Source organism: Mesorhizobium erdmanii (genome assembly GCF_013170725.1).
In the GTDB taxonomy this organism is placed as follows: Bacteria; Pseudomonadota; Alphaproteobacteria; order Rhizobiales; family Rhizobiaceae; genus Mesorhizobium; species Mesorhizobium erdmanii.
This window is the reverse complement of the sequence record NZ_CP033361.1, coordinates 2,552,368-2,571,047: the sequence shown is the minus strand read 5'-3', so window position 1 is coordinate 2,571,047 and position 18,680 is coordinate 2,552,368. Positions and strand designations below refer to the sequence as shown.

Sequence of the window (18,680 nt, the reverse complement as noted above, 5' to 3'; positions counted from 1 at the left end):
CTGTTGCCTGGTGCCTCGAGCAAGGCTCAGGCATTGCCATGAGGCTGCGGGACGATGCGGATATACGGCTTCGGCTGCTTCCAGCCGTCGGGATAGAGCACCTTGGCTTCATCGTTCGAAACCGAACCCGCGATGATCACGTCGTCGCCCTGCTGCCAGTTCACGGGAGTGGCAACGCGATGCCTGGCCGTCAGCTGCATGGAGTCGACGACGCGCAGGATCTCGTCGAAGTTCCGGCCGGTGGTCATCGGATAGGCGATCATCAGCTTGATCTTCTTGTCGGGTCCGATGACGTAGACATGGCGCACCGTCTGGTTGTCGGCGGCCGTGCGCCCCTCGGCGCTGTCGCCTGCCGTTGCCGGCAGCATGTCGTAGAGCTTGGCGACGGCAAGCATCGGGTCGCCGATCATCGGGAAGTTGGGGGCATGGCCCTGGGTTTCGGCGATGTCATCAGCCCATCCGGCATGACGGTCGACGGGGTCGACGGAGAGCCCGATGATTTTGCAGCCACGCTTGTCGAATTCGGGTTTCAACTTGGCCATGTAGCCGAGTTCCGTCGTGCAGACTGGGGTGAAGTCCTTGGGGTGGGAAAACAGGATGCCCCAGGACGTGCCCAGCCAATCGTGGAAGTTGATCGGGCCCTGGGTGGTCTCGGCGGCGAAATCGGGAGCGGTGTCGGCGATACGAAGAGACATTTGATCCTCCTGTGGGAGACGGTTGGAATTGACTACGGGTGCAGACTAGGCAACCTATGTTCCGCCAGCGTTCCCCGCCGTGCAGACGCTTGTGACGGCAGGCTCTGGAGCACGTGCGGGAACCGGGCATCCTGAAAGGGCCTCCCATTGCGCGTTCGCATTCAACTGCTTGGCGGCTTCAGCGTCAGTGTTGACGATCAGGTCGTTCCGGCGGCGGCATGGCGCCGGGACCGGGGCGCCGCATTGGTGAAGCTGCTCGCCGTCAACCGCGCGCACCGCGTTCACCGCGAACAGGTGATGGAGGCGTTCTGGCCCGATCTTGATCCCGAGGCCGCGGGCGCGAACCTGCGCAAGGCCATCCACTTTGCCCGACGAGCGCTCGGCGCTCACGGGCTGATCGAACAAACGGCCGAGATTATCACCCTCGCCCCTGTCGCCGACCTCGAAATCGACGTCGAGACGTTCGAGGCGGCCGCCAGACTTGCCTTGCGCGGCGAGGATATCGCCGCCTGCGAAACGGCCGCCGATCTCTACACGGGAGACCTGCTGCCTGACGACCCCTATGTCGACTGGTTCGATACGCCCCGGCAGGCCCTGCGGCAGCGCCATGCCGCCGTGCTGCGGGCGGGCAAGCTCTGGCAGCGCCTGATTGCGATGGACCCGGCCGACGAGCAGGCGCAGTGCGCCCTGATGCAGGCGGCGCTCGACGCCGGTAACCGGGCCGAGGCGATCAGGCTGTTCAATCAGCTGAGCAATTCCCTCCGTATCGATCTCGGGGTCGGCCCAGGCGTGGAGACCGTGAAGCTCTACGAAAAAGCGCTGGCCGTGCCCTCTGTCGACCCGGTCGGCTTGAGCGACCGCATCCGTGCCTCGCTGGCCTGGGGCCTGTTGCACCTGCAGAGCGGCGACTTCGCCAAGGCCGGCCAGGTTGGCAGGGAAACACGCGAACTGGCGATGGATGCGGGATTGGCCCGCGAGGTCGGTGAAGCCAGCGCCCTGATCGGCCTCGTGGCCCATATGCAGGGCCAGTGGCGAGAATTGTTCCGGGCGGAGTTCATCGAATGGGTGCGGTCCAAGCCAGCCTTTGTCTCCAATGTTTTCGACGGGCATCTGTGCCTGGCCGAATTCTGCCTCTGCAGCGCCAAGGGCCATCACGACATCGCCGCGTCGGCACGGGAACTCCTGTCGGTGGCCGAGGGCGCCGGCTCGGTCGCGGGGCGTGGCCTTGCCTCGCTCGTGCTGGGGGAAGCAGCGCTGTTCTCCGGCCAGTTGGCCGAGGCCGAGCGCATGCTGACCGAAGCCGAAAGGCTCTATGCTCAGGTGGCAGCCGTCGCCGGCCGCGTGCTCGCGCTCCAGCACCTGACGGAACTCGCGCTTGCCCGCCGCCAGAAATGGCAGGCGGGACGGCTGATCCGCCGCGCCACGACGCTTGCCCAGTCCTCCTGGCTCGCGCCGCACCTGCTGATCAGCCTGAAGGGGCTCGAGGTGCGCGCCGCCACGACGCGCGAAAGGATCGCCGAGACGATCCGCGAGGGGGACCGCATGCTGTCGGCGGGTTGCAATTGCCAACCTTGCTCCATGACCTTCCGCACCGCCGCGGCGGTTGCCCTTGCCGAAGCGGGCGAAACCGAACAGGTCAACCGGCGGCTCGACGAGGCCGAACGCGTGGCAGGCATGTGGAACGGCGGCCCATGGGTGGCGGCCGTCTGGGAAGCCCGCGGCGTGCAGCGCCGGGCCGAGCGCAGCGAAACCCGTGCGGTGGCAGCGTTCGAGGAAGCCGCCACGCGCTTCGCCGCGCTCGGCAGGCCGATCGACGAAGTGCGCTGCCGGGAGCGGATTGCAAGTCCGGCCTAGGTCACGCACTCCTTGAGGGATTTACTGGCGTCTTCGGCCCGACACGCCAGGGGGCGAGCGCCACGGCGCGTATACGACAACCGCTTCGTCAGATGGCGCAAGGCGGGCGTATGGAACCGGCATATTCGATGGCGCTTCTTCAGCAAACTCGGGCATTTCCGTGCCGTCGCCACCCGCTTCGACAAGCACGGTGAAAACGACCTTGCTGTCGTCAAACTCGCTTCACACAAAATCTATATGCGCGTCAGGGGTCGGCGAGCTAGCAATGCCCTCTGACGCCCTCGGAGGCGTGCGGACAGGATACCCGACCATGATCAAGATGAGCGTCTACTATCCGGCCGATCGCGGCTCGAAGTTCGATCACGACTACTACCGCACCCACCACCTGCCACTGATCCAGGAACGGCTCGGCCCTGCCTGCCTGCGCTACGAGATCGAGAAGGGCCTTGCGGGTGGCGTGCCCGGAAGCGCGCCAGAGTTCGTCGCGGCGTGTCATATCTACTCGCCGACGCTGGGGACATACCAAGAGGCGTTCGGTCCCCACCGCGCGGAGATTGTCGCGGACGTCGCCAACTACACGGACATCGCGCCCATCGTGCAGTTCAGCGAAATCATTGTAGGATAGGGACTTCGGCGCGTCAGGCGTAGTCGTTGAAGCGAAAACGACCTTGCTCTCGTCAAACGTGCCTCGCCTTTTGAATCGGCAACCTAGATGTTTGATCCCAGGCTTTGATGGGGCATCCTTATCTTCCGAATCAAAGGATGCGCTATGGGCCAGGTTCTGCATGGGAGCGCCACAACGACAGAGGCGGTCCGTCGAGCGATACAGTATAGTCAAGAGAGCCTGAGGGCTCTGGCCAAGCGCTACGGGATCAACCAGAAGACGGTCGCCAAATGGAAGAGGCGAACTTCAGTCGCCGATCTGCCGACTGGTCCGAAGGAACCGAGATCGACAGTGCTCTCGATCGAGGAGGAGGCAATCATCGTCGCCTTCCGGCGCTACACGTTGCTACCGCTCGACGACTGCTTTTATGCCTTGCAGCCAACCATCCCGCACCTGACGCGGTCTTCATTGCATCGCTGCCTGCAACGCCATGGCATCGGCCGCCTGACGGATGTCGAGGGTGACAAACCGGCGAAGAAGAAATTCAAGAGCTACCCGATCGGCTACTTCCACATCGACATTGCCGAGGTGAGGACCGAGCAGGGCAAGCTGCACATGTTCGTCGCCATTGATCGGACCTCGAAGTTCGCCTTCGTCGAGTTGCACGAGAAGGCCCCCACCGCCGTCTCGAGAGACTTTCTACTGCGCCTGATCGCGGCCGTTCCCTACAAGATTCATACCGTGCTTACCGATAACGGCATTCAGTTCACCACGCCCGGTGCCGGTGGCTCGGCGGTGCCGCTGATCAAGGAGGCAATCGCCAATGGCGAGATCTTCCGCGCTCACGCCTTCGAGTACACCTGCGCCAGGAACGACATCGAGCATCGCACGACCAAGGCGAGGCATCCGTGGACCAACGGCCAGGTCGAGAGAATGAACCGAACCATCAAGGACGCCACCGTCAAGCGCTTCTACTATGAGGGCCACGACCAACTACGCACCCATCTCGCCGACTTCGTTGCCGCCTACAATTTCGCTCGCAGGCTCAAGACCCTCAAAGGTCTCACCCCATACGAGTTCATCTGCAAGGCATGGGTCTCACAACCGGAACGCTTCAAACTCAATCCGCTCCAGCAAATGCCGGGACCAAACACCTAGAGCGCGTCGCGTCTGACCGGATTCATGCGACGCGCCTCAGCTCCTTGTTTGCATGCATGTCGTTCTCCCAAAACCGGGGCCAGTTTAGGGCGACATGCTCTATCCCTTTGATCTAGAGCCGGATTCAGATTTCAGGTCGACTGGACCTGAAATCATCCGACTCCAGACTTCGATCTCGGGACCTTGCCCCGATCACCTTGCTCTGGAAAAATGGGTTTGCAGCACGGCGCGAAACTTCTGCATCGTCTTTTCGGTTGTCTGCGCGTCGGCCGCCGCGAAGCCCATGACGAGGCCGTTCTGCGCCGTGCCGTGGCGGTACTGGATCGACAGCGCCGAAACGTTGATGCCCTGCTGGAGCGCCGCTTCGGCAACCGCTGCGTCGCTGCATCCGCCGCGGAAAATGCCGACGACCTGAATACCGGATTCGGTCGTGTGGAAATCCAGCCATTCCCCGAGATGCCTTTGCGCGCTTTCCAGGAAGAACTGCCGTCTCTCCGCATAGAGCCGCCGCATGCGCCTCAGATGGCGCGTGAAATGCCCCTCGTTCATGAAGTCCGCGAGCGCCGCCTGGGTCAGCAAGGGCGCGAACTGGCCGCTGACGCTCAGCGCCGAAACGATCGTATGGTCGATCGCCTTGGGCGCCACCAGGAAGCCGAGGCGCATGGCCGGGAAAAGGATCTTGGCGAAGGTACCGACATAGACCACGCGGTCCGACGCGCCGATGCCCTGCAGCGCCGGAATGGGCTGTCCCTGAAAACGGTACTCGCCGTCATAGTCGTCCTCGATGATCCACGAGCGCCAGCTCTCGGCCATGTGCAGGAGATTGAGCCGCTGTTCCATCGGCATGGTTATGCCGAGCGGATGGTGGCAGGAGGGCGTGACGAAAATCATGCGCGGAATGACCGGCGGTGGATCGAGGGTCCAGCCGGCATTGCTGACGCGCAGCGGCGCCAGCCTCGCCCCGGCCGAGACAAAGGCCGAACCGGCGCCATAATAGCCCGGCTCCTCCATCCACACCGTGTCGCCCTCATCGATCAGTAGCCGGGCCAACAGGTCGAATGCCGACTGCGCGCCATTGGTGACGACGATCTGCTCAGGCGTGCACTTCACGCCGCGCGAGGCGGTGAGATAGCGCGCTATTGCCTCGCAGAGCGGCGGATAGCCCTTGACGTGATAGGTGCCGAAAAGATCGATATGCGCGAATTTGGCGCGGCGGCTGAGCAGTTTCGACCAGGTGTTGAACGGAAAATTGTCCGGGTCCGGCATGCCGGGATGGAAGGCAAGCATGCCCGGCCGGCCATGATGATAGGGTTGGGCAAGCATCGTCTGCCCGCGCCGCGATAGCGGATTGGCGTCCTCGACCGACACATCTTCCGCCGCGGTCGAACGGGTCGGCAGGTCCATCACCACGGAAGGCCTGCGCGGGCGTATCGCCAGATAGCCCTCCAGAGCCAGCTGGTCGCAGGCGGCGATTACCGTGTTGCGGCCGACATTCAGGTCCCGCGCCATGACCCGTGTCGAGGGCAGTGCGTGGCCGCTCGGCAGCACGCGCCGTTCGATCAGGCCGCGCAGCTGGACATAGAGCTGCCGGTGCAGGTTGGCGGGACTGCCACGATCCAAGGCGATGCCGTCGACGGGAAAACTGCTCTTCATCTGGTTCCCAAAAATCAATTGAATCTGGTTCTAACAATGGAACCAAAGCCGTCCTAGGCTCAAGAAAAAAGCGTTCAGGTTCAGATGGGGCTGGCCGATGCGGTGCATAAGGGTAGGAGTGATCGGTGCGGGCGGCGTCGCCCAGGTCGAGCACATTCCGAACCTGCTCAAGCTCTCCCGCCAGTTCAAGATCGTTGGCGTCTATGATCCGTCACCAAAAGTCCGCGCCTTTGTCGGCGAGGAATTCGGCCTCGAGGCATTCTCCGATCTCGACGCGCTTCTCGCCATGCCGCTTGACGCCGTGGTCATCGCCTCGCCGGATGCGCTGCACCGCGAGCAAAGCCTTGCCGCTTTCGCCAGGGGGCTGCATGTCTTCTGCGAAAAGCCACTTTGCTACAGCGCAGCCGACATCGATGAACTGATCGCCGCCAGGGATCGCGCCGGAAAGGTGCTTCAGGTCGGCTACATGAAGCGTTTCGACCCGAGCTACGAGGCGGCGCTGAACATGCTGCCCGGCACGGCGCGCACGCTTCGCTACGTTTCGGTCGAGGTCAACGATCCCGACGCCTGGCCCTTTATCCGGCACGCCTCCACTTGCCGGGGTGACGACGTCGCGGCGGGGTTGATTGCGTCGACCGAATCCAAACAGCGCGAGCAGGTGGACCGCGCGGTGCCCGGCATCGACGACCCCGACGCCTTTCGCGGCTTTGTCGGCGCCTATTGTTCGTCGATCGTCCACGACGTCAACGCCGTCCATGGCTTGCTGGACGCGCTCGGCGTCGCCGATGGCGACATTGTCGGCGCCTCGGTCTTCGCCAAGGGCGAAGGCGGCCAGGGCGCTGTCCGGCTGCTCGGCGGGCAGGCACTGTGGACCATGGCGCATGTCGCCATTCCCAGGCTGCCGGATTACCGCGAGCGCATCACGCTCTATTTCGACGACGCCTCGCTCGAGCTGGAATTCCCCTCGCCCTATCTCAACCATCAGCCGACGCGGCTGACCCTCCATACCGGCGACGGCCACACGCTCTCCAGCCGCGACATCCGCAGCGGCTACGAGGAAGCCTTCGTCGAAGAGCTGAAAGGCTTCTGGTCGGCGATCGTCGAAGGGGCGCCGGTGCGCAACACCGCCGAGCATGCCCGCCGCGACATGACCCTGCTGGCGGGGCTGGCCCGCCATCACCTTGCCCAGTCGAAGCAATCAGGAGTTCGCCCGTGACGGTTCGCATCGGCATCAATCCGATCACCTGGACCAATGACGACGTGCCGGAACTCGGCGGCGACACGCCGCTCGAAGTCTGTTTAAGCGAAACCAGGCAGGCCGGCTATTCCGGCACCGAACTCGGCGGCAAGTTCCCGCGCCGCTCGGCCGAACTGAAGCCGATCATGGATCGCTACGGCCTTGCCGTGATTTCCGGCTGGTATGATGGCCGTTGCGACGAGAAGGATGTCGGCGCGGAGATGGATGCGATCACGCCGCATCTGCAGCTCTTGAAGGATATGGGCTCCACCCATGTCGTCTATGCCGACACATCGCGCGGGCGCCACAACGCCATCTGGGGCCCGATCTCGCAGCGTCCCGGGCTCGGCCCGGAAGAATGGCCGGCCTATGGCCGCAAGCTGACGGCGCTGGCCGAGAAGATGGCTGATTTCGGCGTGCGCATGGCATTCCATCATCACATGGGGACCATCGTCGAGACCGATGCCGAGGTCGGCCTGTTGATGCGGCACACCGGCGAGGCGGTCGGCCTGCTCTACGACACCGGCCATTCGATATTTTCCGGTGGCGACCCGCTGGCGCTCATCAAGGCGCAGGTCAAGCGCGTCGTGCATGTGCATTGCAAGGACGCCCGCAAACCCGTGCTCGAGCGTGCCCGCGCCGAGGACATGAGCTTCATGGGAGCGGTCATGGAGGGGATCTTCACCGTCCCCGGCGACGGCTTCATCGACTATCCCGCCATTTTGCGCGTGCTGGCCGACAATGGTTACAGCGGCTGGCTGGTCGTCGAGGCCGAGCAGGATCCCAACAAGGCCAACCCGCTGACTTATGCGACAATGGGCTTCCAGAACCTGTCTCGCATGGCGAGACAAGCCGGATTTGACGTCATCGAATGATCGGGGCCGTTTGCGGCCTCCAGGGAACCAGTGCTGAGGAATAAGACTGGAATGAAGGGGCAACTGGACCGCCGACCGTAACTGCGGCGGCGGAAAACAAACAGGAGGTTCTATGTTTTCGCTTGCGAAATTAATAAAGCCTGCGCTCGGCCTGCTGGCCGGCTTCACGATGATGGCGGCGGCCACGACCCTTGCGGCCGCCGACGAGACGCGCGTGGTGTTCGTCACCCATGGCCAGAGCGGCGACCCCTATTGGTCGGTGGTCAAGAACGGCATGGACGATGCCGCCAAGACGCTCGGCGTCAAGGCTGAATATCTGGCGCCCGAAACCTTCGACATGGCCAAGATGGCGCAGATGATAGACGCCATCACGGCCTCTAAGCCCGATGGCATGGTTGTCTCGATCCCCGACACGGCCGCCCTTTCGGCTTCCGTCAAGAACGCGGTCGCGGCCGGCATCCCGGTGATCGTCATCGATTCCGGCGGCTCGAAACTGACCCATGACCTTGGCGGCCTGCTGTTCATGGGGCAGGATGAATTCCAGGCGGGCGTCATGGCCGGCGAGCGGATCAAGGCGCTCGGCCTCACCAAGGCGGTCTGCGCCAACCATGAGGTCGGCAATTCGAGCCTCGACGACCGCTGCGCCGGCTTTGCCAAGGGCATGGGCGTCGACGTTCCGGTGATGAACGGCGTCATCGACCCGACCGAAATGAAGAACCGCGTGATCGCCTACATGACCGCTCATGCCGATACACAGTTCATTCTCGCCGTCGGCGCCAGCGGTGCCGAGCCGACGCTGGCCGCGCTCGATGAACTGGGGCTGTCGGGCAAGGTAAAGACCGGCACGTTCGATCTTTCGCCGACGATCCTGCAGGCCGTCGTCGCCGGCAAGATGGAATGGGGCATCGACGCCCAGCAGTATGCCATGGGCTACATCCCGGTCGCCATGTTCGACCTCTGGAAGAAATACAAGATCATGCCGATCGCCGACTATCCGACCGGCCCCGGCTTCGTCACCAAGGACACCGCCGCCTCGGTTATCGAGCTGTCGAAACTCGGCAAGCGCTAACACTGGCGGCCGGGGCCCGCCCCGGCCGCTTCACAAAGCAATTCCAGGAAAAGTGTGAGCGGTTTTCCCGGGGAAACCGAGCAGCGCTTTCCCCAGGGAATTGCGTCAAGGCAAGGAGATGGAGCGGTTCGGCGTTTCCGTGAAACGATGAACGGCTCCATGTGAGGGTTACGTAGCCATGGTTTCAGAGATTCGCGACGAGCGGGTCCGGTCCGTCTCACGCCTCAGCCGCCTGCTTGCGAGGCCGGAGCTTGGCGCGGCCGCCGGCACCGTGCTGGTCTTCGTGTTCTTCGCCGTCACGGCGGGAAGCTCAGGACTGTTCAGTGCCAAGGGTATCATCAACTTCCTCGAAGTCTCGGCCCAGCTTGGCATTCTCGCCGCCCCCGTGGCGCTGTTGATGATCGCCGGCGAGTTCGATCTGTCGGTCGGCTCGATGATCGGCTTTGCCGGCATCCTGATCGCCATCCCCGCAGTGTTCTGGGGCTGGCCGATCTGGCTTTCGTTGCTGTTCACCTTTGCCGTCTGCGGCGGCATTGGCGCGCTCAACGGGCTCGCCGTCGTCAGGACCGGCCTGCCCTCCTTCATCGTCACGCTCGGCAGCCTGTTCATGCTGCGCGGCCTGACCCTTGGCCTGACGCGCGGCATATCGGGGCGGACCCAGGTGTCGGGCGTGCATGAACTGGCCTTGCACGATCCGCTCAACAGCCTGTTTTCGGGACAGGTGCTTTCCGGCCTCATCGCCTGGCTGGCCGATATCGGCTTGATCGGCAAGCGGGCCGACGGCCTGCCGTCGATCTCGGGCATTCCGGTGTCGATCGTCTGGTGGATCGTGCTGACCTTGGCCTGCACCTGGCTGTTGACGCGCAGCCGCTTCGGCAACTGGATCTTCGCCGCCGGCGGCGAAGCCAATGCCGCGCGCAATCTCGGCGTGCCGGTGGCGCGCACCAAGATCACGCTGTTCGTCATGACCGCACTCGCGGCTGCCCTGTTCGCGGCAATCCAGGTGCTGGTCACCGGTTCGGCCGACACGCTGCGCGGCACGCAGAAGGAATTCGAGGCCATCATCGCCGTCGTCATCGGCGGCACGCTGCTGACAGGCGGCTATGGCTCGGCCGTCGGCGCCATGTTCGGCGCCCTGATCTTCGGCGTCGTGCAGATGGGCATCTTCTACACCGGCATCGACACCGACTGGTTCAAGCTGTTCATGGGCGCCATGATGGTCATCGCGGTGTTGTTCAACTCCTATGTGCGCAACCGCGCGATGAGGAGCCGGTGATGGCCGAGCCCTATGTCGAACTGAAATCGGTCAGCAAATATTTCGGCTCGGTCGTCGCCCTGAAGGACGTGTCCTTCGACGTCCGTCCCGGCGAGGTGCACTGCCTGCTCGGCGACAATGGCGCCGGCAAGTCGACGCTGATCAAGACGCTGTCCGGCGTCTACACGCCCGACGAAGGCGAGATCCGCGTCCTGGGCAAGCCGGTACGCTTCGCCTCGCCCGCCGACACGCGCGACAGCGGCATCGCCACCGTCTACCAGGATCTGGCACTAGTGCCGCTGATGAGCGTGGCGCGCAACTTCTTCCTCGGCCGCGAGCCGATGCGCAAATTCGGGCCGATCAGCCAGTTCGACGCCGATTTTGCCAACCGCACCGCCTATGACGAGATGTCGGCGATGGGCATCCAGCTGCGCGATCCCGAACAGCCGGTCGGCACGCTGTCGGGCGGCGAACGGCAATGCCTGGCCATCGCGCGCGCCGTCTATTTCGGCGCAAAGGTGCTGATCCTCGACGAGCCGACATCGGCGCTCGGCGTCCACCAGGCATCCGTCGTCCTGAAGCTCATCGTCCAGTCCAAGGCGCGCGGCATCGGCGTCATCTTCATCTCCCACAACGTCCACCACGCCTACGTCGTCGGCGACCGCTTCACCCTCCTGAAGCGCGGCCGAAGCACCGGCACCTACGCCAAGGGCGAAATCGACCGCGACCAGCTGCTCAATTTGATGGCCGGCGGCAAGGAGCTGGTGGATCTGGAACAGGAACTGGCGAAGTCGGGCAGGAATGGCGCGGCGTAACGGGGCGGCGCTGATCGAAAATCTTTCGCTGTCCCGCCTAACAGCGCGGCGCCTCTGCCGTGCAGCGGCCAGCCGAGATAGCTGGTTTTTTGGCCCAAAAGCGCCATACGTCACCCAGAGCGAACGGCCGCTTTGCGCTCAAAGGAGCCATCTGACACCGCCCGTTTAGCGCCACTGAGCGGACATTGCGATCCGCCAGTTCGAACGGTCAAACTCCGCGTAACGTCTGACAAGCGCGTCCAACTTATCTCTTGCATGCTGAGCAAGGTCCCAAGAGTCTCCTGCCTGATGAAATCTCTGAATCGCTCGGGATGGTGATTATCGATGACACGAAGCCTATCCATGCAGGCGCTATGCGTGCAACTCGGTCACCTTGCGACGGAGATCGTCAATGTAATCGTCGATCCCTAGCACCTTGCCGGTTGCGGCCTTCAGGATTTCGGCTGGCGTCAGCGACCGGCCGTGACGATGCACCTTATCCGTCAGCCACGTCCTCAGCGGCGCACAGTCGCCGGTCTCCAGGCCGCGCTCAACCTCAGGCATCTTGGTCGCCGCCTTGAACAGTTGTGAGGACATGATGTTGCCCATCGTGTAGGTCGGGAAGGATCCGATCATGCCTGCTGACCAATGCACATCCTGCAACACGCCCAGCGTGTCCGTCGGTACATCGAGGCCAAGATAGCTGCGGACCTTGTCCGCCCAGATCGCCGGAAGGTCGGGGACACGCAGGCTGCCGTCCATCAATCCGGCCTCGATCTCCGAACGTAAGATGATGTGCAGGTCGTAGGTGAGTTCGTCGGCCTCTACCCGGATCAGGCTAGGACGTGGCGCATTCACCGCGCGCCAGAAGTCGGCGACCGAGACGTCGGCGAGTTGGTCGGGGAACTCGGCGCGCAATGTCCCGAAATTCTGCTCCCAGAAGCGCCGAGAGCGGCCGACACGGTTCTCCCACAGGCGTGATTGCGATTCATGCATGCCAAAGCTGGTGCCGCCGACCGCGTAGAGATTGACGAGATCAGTGGTGAAGACCGAGCGCGTGAACTCGGGAGAAATGCCCTGCTCATAGATGCCGTGGCCGGCCTCGTGCCAGACGGCGAAAAGGCCGCCAGGCAGCCAATTCTCACGGAAGCGGCCGGTGATGCGCGCGTCGGCACGCGTGAAGGAAATCTCGAACGGATGAACTGTGTCGTCGAGCCGGCCGCGCTCGAAGTCGTACCCCATGGTGGTGGCCACTGTCTTCGAGAACGCTTTCTGCTTTTCGATCGGATACGTGCGTTCCAGAATATCGACGCGTGCCGGCCGTGCTTGCAGCGCGGCCTGGAGCAATGGCCCGATCGTGGATTTCAGTTCTGCGTAAAGATCCTTGAGCCGCGGCCAGGTTACATCGGGCTCGAACGTGCCGCACGCCGCATCGTAGGGATGGTCGACATAACCAACATGCTCGCTGATCTCGCGCTGCAGTTCCACGGTTCGCTCGAGCACCGGCGCGAAGGCAGCGAAATCGTTCCCGGCACGCGCCTTGATCCAGACTGCCTGACCCTCGGTTCGCCGCTGCGCGGCCTCCTGCACCAGTCGTGCCGGGATGCGGCTGAGCGTGGCGATGGCACTTGCCGCGTCATCGAGCGCGTGCCTTCGAAGATGCTCTCCGGGCATTCCCATGAGTTCCATGCGCGCAGCATCGAGCGCCTTGCGCATAGTATCGCCAGTAGCGATTTCGCGTGCGACCGTCGCCAGCGTGCCCAATTGCTTGCCGCGCGCCTCGGCCGCAGCCGAGGGCATCATGGTACGCGAATCCCAGACAAGCACGTTCACCGCGCACAATATGTCGTTGACCTTGGCGACCTCGGCTTCGAATGCGGCGTAGCTCATCGGCGTCTCTTAGCCATCTGGGAAATTCGGTTCTTCAGCAGGTCATTGTGCAGCGATTGTTGCGGGCGTCGGTTTGCCGAAGTCAGTCAGGTGACAGGCAGCCAAGTGGGCCGGCCCTCGGTTGGACAGGTGCGGCCGCTCGGCAAAGCAACGCTCGAACGCGAACGGGCATCGCGTGTTGAACAGGCAGCCGGCGGGCAGGTCAAGGGGATTGGGGAGCTCGCCTCGTGCCGCCGCCACGCGCGTTCGCCGCGCCGGATCGAGTTCGGGCGCGGCATCGAGCAGCGCCTTCGAATAGGGGTGGCGAGGTGCTGCAAACAGCGCTTCCGTTGGGCTGATCTCGAGCACTTTGCCCAGATACATCACCGCGACGCGGTGCGAGATGTGGCGCACCAGCCTGAGGTCATGCGCGACGAAGACGACCGTAAGCTTCAGCCGTTCCTGCAGGTCCAGTAGAAGGTTGATGACCTGCGCCTGCACCGAGACGTCGAGCGCGGAGACCAGTTCGTCGGCGACCAGCACCTCCGGCTCGACGGCAAGAGCGCGCGCGATGCCGATGCGCTGGCGCTGGCCGCCGGAGAACTCGTGCGGATAGCGGTCGGCGGCGTCCGCCGGAAGGCGGACAAGGCCCAGCAGCTCGGTGATGCGCGCCGGGATATCGGCCTTTTGCCGCATCGCATGCACGCTCAGCGCTTCGGACAGAACCTGTCGCACCGACATGCGCGGGTTGAGCGAGGAGTAGGGATCCTGAAAGATCATCTGGACGCGGCGGTTGAAGGCGCGCCGTTCCGCCGGGCGCAGCAGACTGATGTCCTGGCCGTCGAAGCGCACCAGTCCTTCGTCCGGCTCCAGGAGCCGCACGAGACAACGCGCCAGAGTGGATTTTCCGCAGCCGGATTCGCCAACGACCCCCAGCGTCTCGCCGCGATGCACTTCCAGATCGACATTGTTCAACGCATGGACAGCGACGGGTGGTTTGCCGGTGAGTATGTCGGACGCGGTGCGGGGAAGGCGAAACCGCTTGGAGACGCCTTCAACGGAGATCAGCGGCATTTCCCGCATCAGGCCGCCTCCGCCATCGCGGCCACTGTCCGATGATGGAAGCAGGCGACCTCCCTGCCGGCGGCGAAGCTTTCGAGCGGCGGACGCTCGGCGCGGCAGCGGTCAGTGGCGAAGGAACAGCGTGGATGAAAAGCGCAGCCGTCCGACAAGTCGGTCAGGCCCGGTGGCGTGCCCTCGATCGATAAAAGCATGCTGCGCTCGGCGCCGATGCGCGGCACGGAACCGAGCAGCCCACGCGTATAGGGATGGTGCGGCTCGGCGAACACCCGCGCCACCGTGCCGGTCTCGACGATGCGCCCGGCATACATCACCACCATGCGGTCGCAAGTCGCCGCGACGACGCCGAGATCATGGGTGACGAACACCACGCTCATGCCGAAACGGTCGCGCAGGTCGAGGATAAGCTTCAGGATCTGATCCTGGATGGTCACGTCGAGCGCCGTTGTCGGCTCGTCGGCGAGCAGCAGCTTCGGCGAACTGGCCAGCGCGATCGCAATCATCACCCGCTGGCGCATGCCGCCGGAGAACTGGTGCGGGTATTCGTCGAGCCGCCGTTCGGCGGCTGGAATGCCGACGATGTTCATCAGTTCCAGCGCGCGTTGACGGCGGGCTCGGTGATCGAGCGTGCTGTGGGCGCTGAGATTTTCCTCGATCTGCAGGCGGACCGGCAGCACGGGGTTGAGCGCCGTCATCGGCTCTTGAAAAATCATCGCGATCTCGGCGCCGCGCACCTTTCGAAGATCCGCCTCGCTCATCGCCATCAGGTCGCGGCCCTGCCATTCGACCTGACCGCTCACCTTGCCTGGTTCGCGCACCAGCCGCACGATCGAGCGCAGTGTGATGCTCTTGCCCGATCCCGACTCGCCGACCAGGCCGACGATCTCGCCCGGCGCGACATCGAGATTGATGCCGTCGACGACGGCGGCCGGACCTCGTGGCGTCGCGAAGGTGGTGGTGAGGCCGCGCACCTTGAGCCCACCGCCGGCTGTCTTTCGATCTGGAGACGGCGCTGTCATCGGTTGACCCTCAGCAAATCGGCCAGCGCGTCGCCGGCGAGGCTGAAGCCCAGGCCAGTAATGACGATGGCGATGCCGGGGAAGACGGACACCCACCATGCGGTGGTCATGAAATTCTTGCCGTCGGCGATCAGCACGCCCCATTCCGCGGCCGGCGGCTGCGCGCCGAGGCCGAGATAGCCGAGACTGGAGCCAAGCAGGATGGCGAGCGCCATGTCGGTCATCAAATAGACCACCGCCGGCGTTATCGCGTTGGGCAGCAGATGCCGGAAGATGATGCGCGTATGGCCGTAACCCATGCCACGTGCCGCGTCGGCATAGTCGAGCCGGCGCTGGATCCTGACCTCGGCGGAGACCAGCCTTGCGTAGAACACCCAGTCGACGACACCGACGGCGATGTACATGTTGCGCAGACCGGGGCCGAGCACCGAGACGATGGCGATGACCAGCACGAGGAACGGGAAGGTGATTACCGCTTCGACGACGCGGCCGAACACCGCCTCCACCCAGCCGCCCACATAGCCGACCAGGGCGCCGACGATGCTGCCGAAGACAAACGGACCCGTCGTGGCGAACACCGCGATCTGCATGTCGATGCGATAGGCGTGGATGACACGCGAGAGCATGTCGCGGCCGAAATTGTCGGTGCCGAAAGGGTGCGCCCAACTCGGGCCCTGCAGGATGGCGTTGTAGTCGAAGGCTGTCGGATCGTAGGGCGCGAAGAGACTGGGAAAGAACGCCAGGGCAAGGCTGGCGCCAAGCACTATGACCGCGCCAACCAGCGTGCCTGGCAATGCCCGGCGCCGTTTCGCCGACGGGGCGATTGGGACGGCGCCCGCGCTCATCGGGCGACCCGTGGGTCGAGCCAGGCCTGGACGATGTCGGTCAGGAGAAAGGTGAATGACACGAGCAGCGCCAACGCGATCGTCAGTCCCTGGATGACGGGATAGTCGCGGCCGTAGATGGCCTCGATCATCAGCCGTCCGGCGCCGGGGATCGCGAACACCGTTTCGGTGATGACCGCGCCACCGAGCAGCGTGCCGATCGACAGGCCGAACAGCGTCACCGTCGAAATCAGCGCATTGCGCAGGACATGGCGCGTCATGATCACCCTGGCGCGAAGACCCTTGGCGCGGGCAAAGTCGACATAGTCGGCGCCGACCACCCCAATGATGGCGGCGCGCAGATTGCGCATGAGCACGGCGGAAAGGCTGAGCGCCAGCGTCGTGGCGGGAAGGAAGAGATGATAGAGATCGTCGAGGAAGTTCTGGCCATAGCCACCGACCGGAAACCAGCGCAATTTAGCGGCAAATACGGTCAGCAGCACCAACCCGACATAGAAGACGGGCATCGACAGGCCGATCTGGAAGGTGCCGCGGATGATGGCGTCCGGCGCGCCGCCACGGTTGAGCGCTGCGACGAAGGACAGCGGCACCGCCACCAGCAGCGCGATCAGGGCGGCCATTCCGGTAAGCATCAATGTGACGGGGAGACGGTGCGCGATCAGTTCGATCACCGGCAGCTTCAGGCCGATCGAGTTGCCGAGATCGCCGGTAAAGACCGCCTTGGTGAAGTAGAGGAACTGCACAGGAATCGGCTGGTCGAGCCCGAGCTTGGCATTGATGCGCTGGACGTCGGCATCGATGGCGCGGTCGCCGAGCATGGCGCTGGCCGGGTCGCCCGGCAAAAGCCGGACGAGGATGAAGGTGACCACCAGGATGAAGGCGATGGTCGGGATCGTTTGCAGAACTCGTCGGAAAATGAAGCCCAACAGCGGCAAAGGGTGATCCAGACCTTGTTGAATTGGAGCGAAATGGCGGCGAACGACATACCGTTCGCCGTCTCAGGCGGTTAGCCTACTTCTCCAGCCACGCGGCGCCAAAGATATTGTTGCCGAGCGGGATCTGCACGAAGCCTTGCACCTTCTTGCTCAACGCGACCGGATAGGGGGTCTCGTAGAGCGGGACGATCGGTCCGCTGCTGTTGTAGATGTCCTGCATCTTGGCATATTGGTCTGTACGCTTGGCGACGTCGGTCTCTTTTTGCGAGGCTTCGAAAAGCTTGTCGGCCTCGTCGCTCTTCCAGCCGCTATGCAGCGCCCCGATGGTCGGCGAATAGACGAAGTACGAAGCGATCTCGTTCGGGTCGGCGATGTCGTCGGTCCACGCCGCCTCGCGCATCGTGAACGTGCCGTCGCGGTATTGCTGGGTGCGGCTCGGATTGTCGACCTGTTGCAAGTCGAGCTTGATGCCGATCTGGCCCCACATCTGCTGCAGCGCCGTGGCGATGCCGATCTCGTCCTGGTTGCCGGCAAGCACGAGCAGACTGGTTTGGAAGCCGCTCTCGAAACCGGCGTCCTTCATCAACTGCTTGGCCTTGTCGAGATCATAGGGATAGAGCGGCTTGTCACCCTTGTGCAGCGGCGTCGCCGAGGACATGAACGAGGTCATCTGCGACCCCACGCCATGGGTCACCACCTGGATGATCGCTTCCTTGTTTGTCGCGTAGTTCATCGCTTGGCGTACTTTTTCGTTCGACAGCGGATTGTCCTTGTCGCCGATCTTCGGGCGCACGTTCATGGTGATGTATTCGACGCGGGTCGACGGGTAGAGTTTCATGTCGATGCCGTCGGCCTGCTTCAATTCGTCGACGCGCGCATAGGGGATGAATTCCGCGCCATCGATCTCGCCCGACTGCAATTTCAGGATGCGTGTGGCATCATCGGGGATCACCTCGAAATCGATGCCGTCGAGATAGGGCAGCGGCTTGCCGTCCTCGCCCTTGGCCCAGTAATTCTCGTTGCGGGTCAGCTTCATCGACTGGCCGTGGTCCCATGATTGCAGGACGAACGGACCTGAGCTGATCGGATGCGCCGAGAAGCTCTTCGCCTTTTCCTCGTCGGTCGTCCCTTGCGAGGCTTCGAACGCCTTCATCGGCAGGATCGCGGTGTTGAACACAGTGAGCGCGGCGAGGATTGCTGGATCGGTGTTCTTGAGCTTGATGATGACGGTGTGATCGCCTGCGGTGGTCACGTCTTGGATCGAGCCAACCAGGAAATTCCAGATGCCTTTCTTCGGATCGGCGGCGCGCTTCAGCGACCATTGTACATCGGCTGGGGTGATCGGCGATCCATCGGAGAATTTGATGCCGTCGCGCAATGTCAGCGTGACGGAAAGCCCATCGTCGGCGACCTTCCATTCCGTCGCCAGGCCCGGCTTCAGGCCCTTGCCGTCGTCGGTGGGCTGGATCAGCGTATCGTAGAGATTGGACAGGACCCAGATGTCGACATTGGCATCATTGAGCACCGGATCGAGAAAGAGGCTGTCCGCATAGCGGCCGTATTTCAGCGTGCCGCCGCGTTCGACAGCAAGCGCACTGTAGCTGGTTCCAACGAGAAGTGCCGCGCTCAGCGCAGCCTTGACGAGCATGTTCATGACGGCTCCCGTACCTCCAGAGGAATTTTAAGTGTTCTTGTTGGCCATAACGTTTTCATGCGTGGCCTATCCTGTCAACGGGAT

16 protein-coding genes are annotated in these 18,680 nt (G+C 63.4%); 8 read left to right on the top strand and 8 right to left on the bottom strand.

The genetic code is table 11. The annotated features are described in order from the left end of the window. Window positions 1-26: 26 nt before the first annotated feature. Entirely contained in the window at window positions 27-695 is a 669-nt protein-coding gene (locus EB233_RS12390) for a peroxiredoxin (protein ID WP_064989622.1), read from the bottom strand. A gap of 246 nt (window positions 696-941) precedes the next feature. Here EB233_RS12390 and EB233_RS12385 point away from each other — a divergent pair, with 246 nt between their 5' ends. From EB233_RS12385 to EB233_RS12375, 3 genes are all read left to right on the top strand, one after another. After that, a complete protein-coding gene (locus tag EB233_RS12385; protein ID WP_244277681.1) occupies window positions 942-2,549 on the top strand; it encodes an AfsR/SARP family transcriptional regulator in 1,608 nt (535 codons plus the stop codon). Window positions 2,550-2,859: 310 nt separating this feature from the next. Continuing rightward, window positions 2,860-3,174 carry an EthD family reductase gene (locus EB233_RS12380; protein WP_064989638.1) on the top strand — a complete coding sequence of 105 codons (315 nt, stop codon included), beginning with the start codon at window positions 2,860-2,862 and terminating at the stop codon, window positions 3,172-3,174. Window positions 3,175-3,318: 144 nt separating this feature from the next. Then, window positions 3,319-4,311: an IS481 family transposase gene (locus EB233_RS12375; protein WP_027055698.1), complete on the top strand. Its 993-nt coding sequence runs from the start codon at window positions 3,319-3,321 to the stop codon at window positions 4,309-4,311. Window positions 4,312-4,503: 192 nt separating this feature from the next. Here EB233_RS12375 and mocR read toward each other — a convergent pair whose 3' ends face one another. After that, entirely contained in the window at window positions 4,504-5,964 is a 1,461-nt protein-coding gene (gene mocR, locus EB233_RS12370) for a rhizopine catabolism transcriptional regulator MocR (RefSeq protein WP_064989837.1), read from the bottom strand. A 118-nt stretch (window positions 5,965-6,082) separates the two neighbouring features. On the opposite strand from mocR, the gene EB233_RS12365 reads away from it, so the two are divergent. The 5 genes from EB233_RS12365 (at window position 6,083) to EB233_RS12345 (ending at window position 11,215) form a co-directional block, all read left to right on the top strand. Further along, on the top strand, window positions 6,083-7,180 hold the full coding sequence (locus tag EB233_RS12365) for a Gfo/Idh/MocA family protein (protein WP_244277690.1): 1,098 nt from the start codon (window positions 6,083-6,085) through the stop codon (window positions 7,178-7,180). Further along, window positions 7,177-8,076, top strand: coding sequence for a myo-inosose-2 dehydratase (gene iolE / locus EB233_RS12360; protein WP_064989835.1), 900 nt, complete (start codon window positions 7,177-7,179; stop codon window positions 8,074-8,076). Before EB233_RS12365 ends, iolE begins: the two co-directional genes overlap by 4 nt. Before the next feature lie 112 nt (window positions 8,077-8,188). Beyond that, complete coding sequence (locus EB233_RS12355; RefSeq protein ID WP_081294099.1) at window positions 8,189-9,145, top strand: rhizopine catabolism ABC transporter substrate-binding protein; 957 nt, start codon at window positions 8,189-8,191, stop codon at window positions 9,143-9,145. A 178-nt stretch (window positions 9,146-9,323) separates the two neighbouring features. Further along, a complete protein-coding gene (locus EB233_RS12350) occupies window positions 9,324-10,421 on the top strand; it encodes an ABC transporter permease (protein ID WP_027054816.1) in 1,098 nt (365 codons plus the stop codon). Then, a complete protein-coding gene (locus EB233_RS12345) occupies window positions 10,421-11,215 on the top strand; it encodes an ATP-binding cassette domain-containing protein (RefSeq protein ID WP_064989834.1) in 795 nt (264 codons plus the stop codon). The genes EB233_RS12350 and EB233_RS12345 overlap by 1 nt, the downstream gene beginning before the upstream one ends. A 351-nt stretch (window positions 11,216-11,566) precedes the next feature. On the opposite strand, the gene EB233_RS12340 is transcribed toward EB233_RS12345, so the two are convergent. The 6 genes from EB233_RS12340 to EB233_RS12315 form a co-directional block, all read right to left on the bottom strand. Beyond that, window positions 11,567-13,084, bottom strand: coding sequence for a carboxypeptidase M32 (locus EB233_RS12340; protein WP_064989833.1), 1,518 nt, complete (start codon window positions 13,082-13,084; stop codon window positions 11,567-11,569). A 42-nt stretch (window positions 13,085-13,126) separates the two neighbouring features. After that, window positions 13,127-14,146, bottom strand: coding sequence for an ABC transporter ATP-binding protein (locus EB233_RS12335; RefSeq protein ID WP_064989832.1), 1,020 nt, complete (start codon window positions 14,144-14,146; stop codon window positions 13,127-13,129). Beyond that, window positions 14,146-15,162, bottom strand: a complete 1,017-nt coding sequence (locus EB233_RS12330) for an ABC transporter ATP-binding protein (protein ID WP_064989831.1) — start codon at window positions 15,160-15,162, stop codon at window positions 14,146-14,148. Before EB233_RS12330 ends, EB233_RS12335 begins: the two co-directional genes overlap by 1 nt. Further along, complete coding sequence (locus tag EB233_RS12325) at window positions 15,159-16,007, bottom strand: ABC transporter permease (protein ID WP_064989830.1); 849 nt, start codon at window positions 16,005-16,007, stop codon at window positions 15,159-15,161. The genes EB233_RS12330 and EB233_RS12325 overlap by 4 nt, the downstream gene beginning before the upstream one ends. Then, window positions 16,004-16,942: an ABC transporter permease gene (locus tag EB233_RS12320; RefSeq protein ID WP_027051459.1), complete on the bottom strand. Its 939-nt coding sequence runs from the start codon at window positions 16,940-16,942 to the stop codon at window positions 16,004-16,006. The genes EB233_RS12325 and EB233_RS12320 overlap by 4 nt, the downstream gene beginning before the upstream one ends. A gap of 76 nt (window positions 16,943-17,018) precedes the next feature. Continuing rightward, window positions 17,019-18,596, bottom strand: a complete 1,578-nt coding sequence (locus EB233_RS12315; protein ID WP_064989829.1) for an ABC transporter substrate-binding protein — start codon at window positions 18,594-18,596, stop codon at window positions 17,019-17,021. Window positions 18,597-18,680 lie beyond the last annotated feature (84 nt).

Excerpts from the sequence above, each read along its gene's own strand:
- EB233_RS12375 (WP_027055698.1), top strand. The coding sequence starts at position 3,319 with ATGGGCCAGGTTCTGCATGGGAGCGCCACAACGACAGAGGCGGTCCGT.
- EB233_RS12325 (WP_064989830.1), bottom strand. The coding sequence starts at position 16,007 with ATGAGCGCGGGCGCCGTCCCAATCGCCCCGTCGGCGAAACGGCGCCGG.
- EB233_RS12315 (WP_064989829.1), bottom strand. The coding sequence starts at position 18,596 with ATGAACATGCTCGTCAAGGCTGCGCTGAGCGCGGCACTTCTCGTTGGA.
- EB233_RS12350 (WP_027054816.1), top strand. The coding sequence starts at position 9,324 with ATGGTTTCAGAGATTCGCGACGAGCGGGTCCGGTCCGTCTCACGCCTC.
- EB233_RS12355 (WP_081294099.1), top strand. The coding sequence starts at position 8,189 with ATGTTTTCGCTTGCGAAATTAATAAAGCCTGCGCTCGGCCTGCTGGCC.
- mocR (WP_064989837.1), bottom strand. The coding sequence starts at position 5,964 with ATGAAGAGCAGTTTTCCCGTCGACGGCATCGCCTTGGATCGTGGCAGT.
- EB233_RS12380 (WP_064989638.1), top strand. The coding sequence starts at position 2,860 with ATGATCAAGATGAGCGTCTACTATCCGGCCGATCGCGGCTCGAAGTTC.
- EB233_RS12340 (WP_064989833.1), bottom strand. The coding sequence starts at position 13,084 with ATGAGCTACGCCGCATTCGAAGCCGAGGTCGCCAAGGTCAACGACATA.
- EB233_RS12390 (WP_064989622.1), bottom strand. The coding sequence starts at position 695 with ATGTCTCTTCGTATCGCCGACACCGCTCCCGATTTCGCCGCCGAGACC.
- EB233_RS12330 (WP_064989831.1), bottom strand. The coding sequence starts at position 15,162 with ATGACAGCGCCGTCTCCAGATCGAAAGACAGCCGGCGGTGGGCTCAAG.
- EB233_RS12345 (WP_064989834.1), top strand. The coding sequence starts at position 10,421 with ATGGCCGAGCCCTATGTCGAACTGAAATCGGTCAGCAAATATTTCGGC.
- EB233_RS12335 (WP_064989832.1), bottom strand. The coding sequence starts at position 14,146 with ATGCGGGAAATGCCGCTGATCTCCGTTGAAGGCGTCTCCAAGCGGTTT.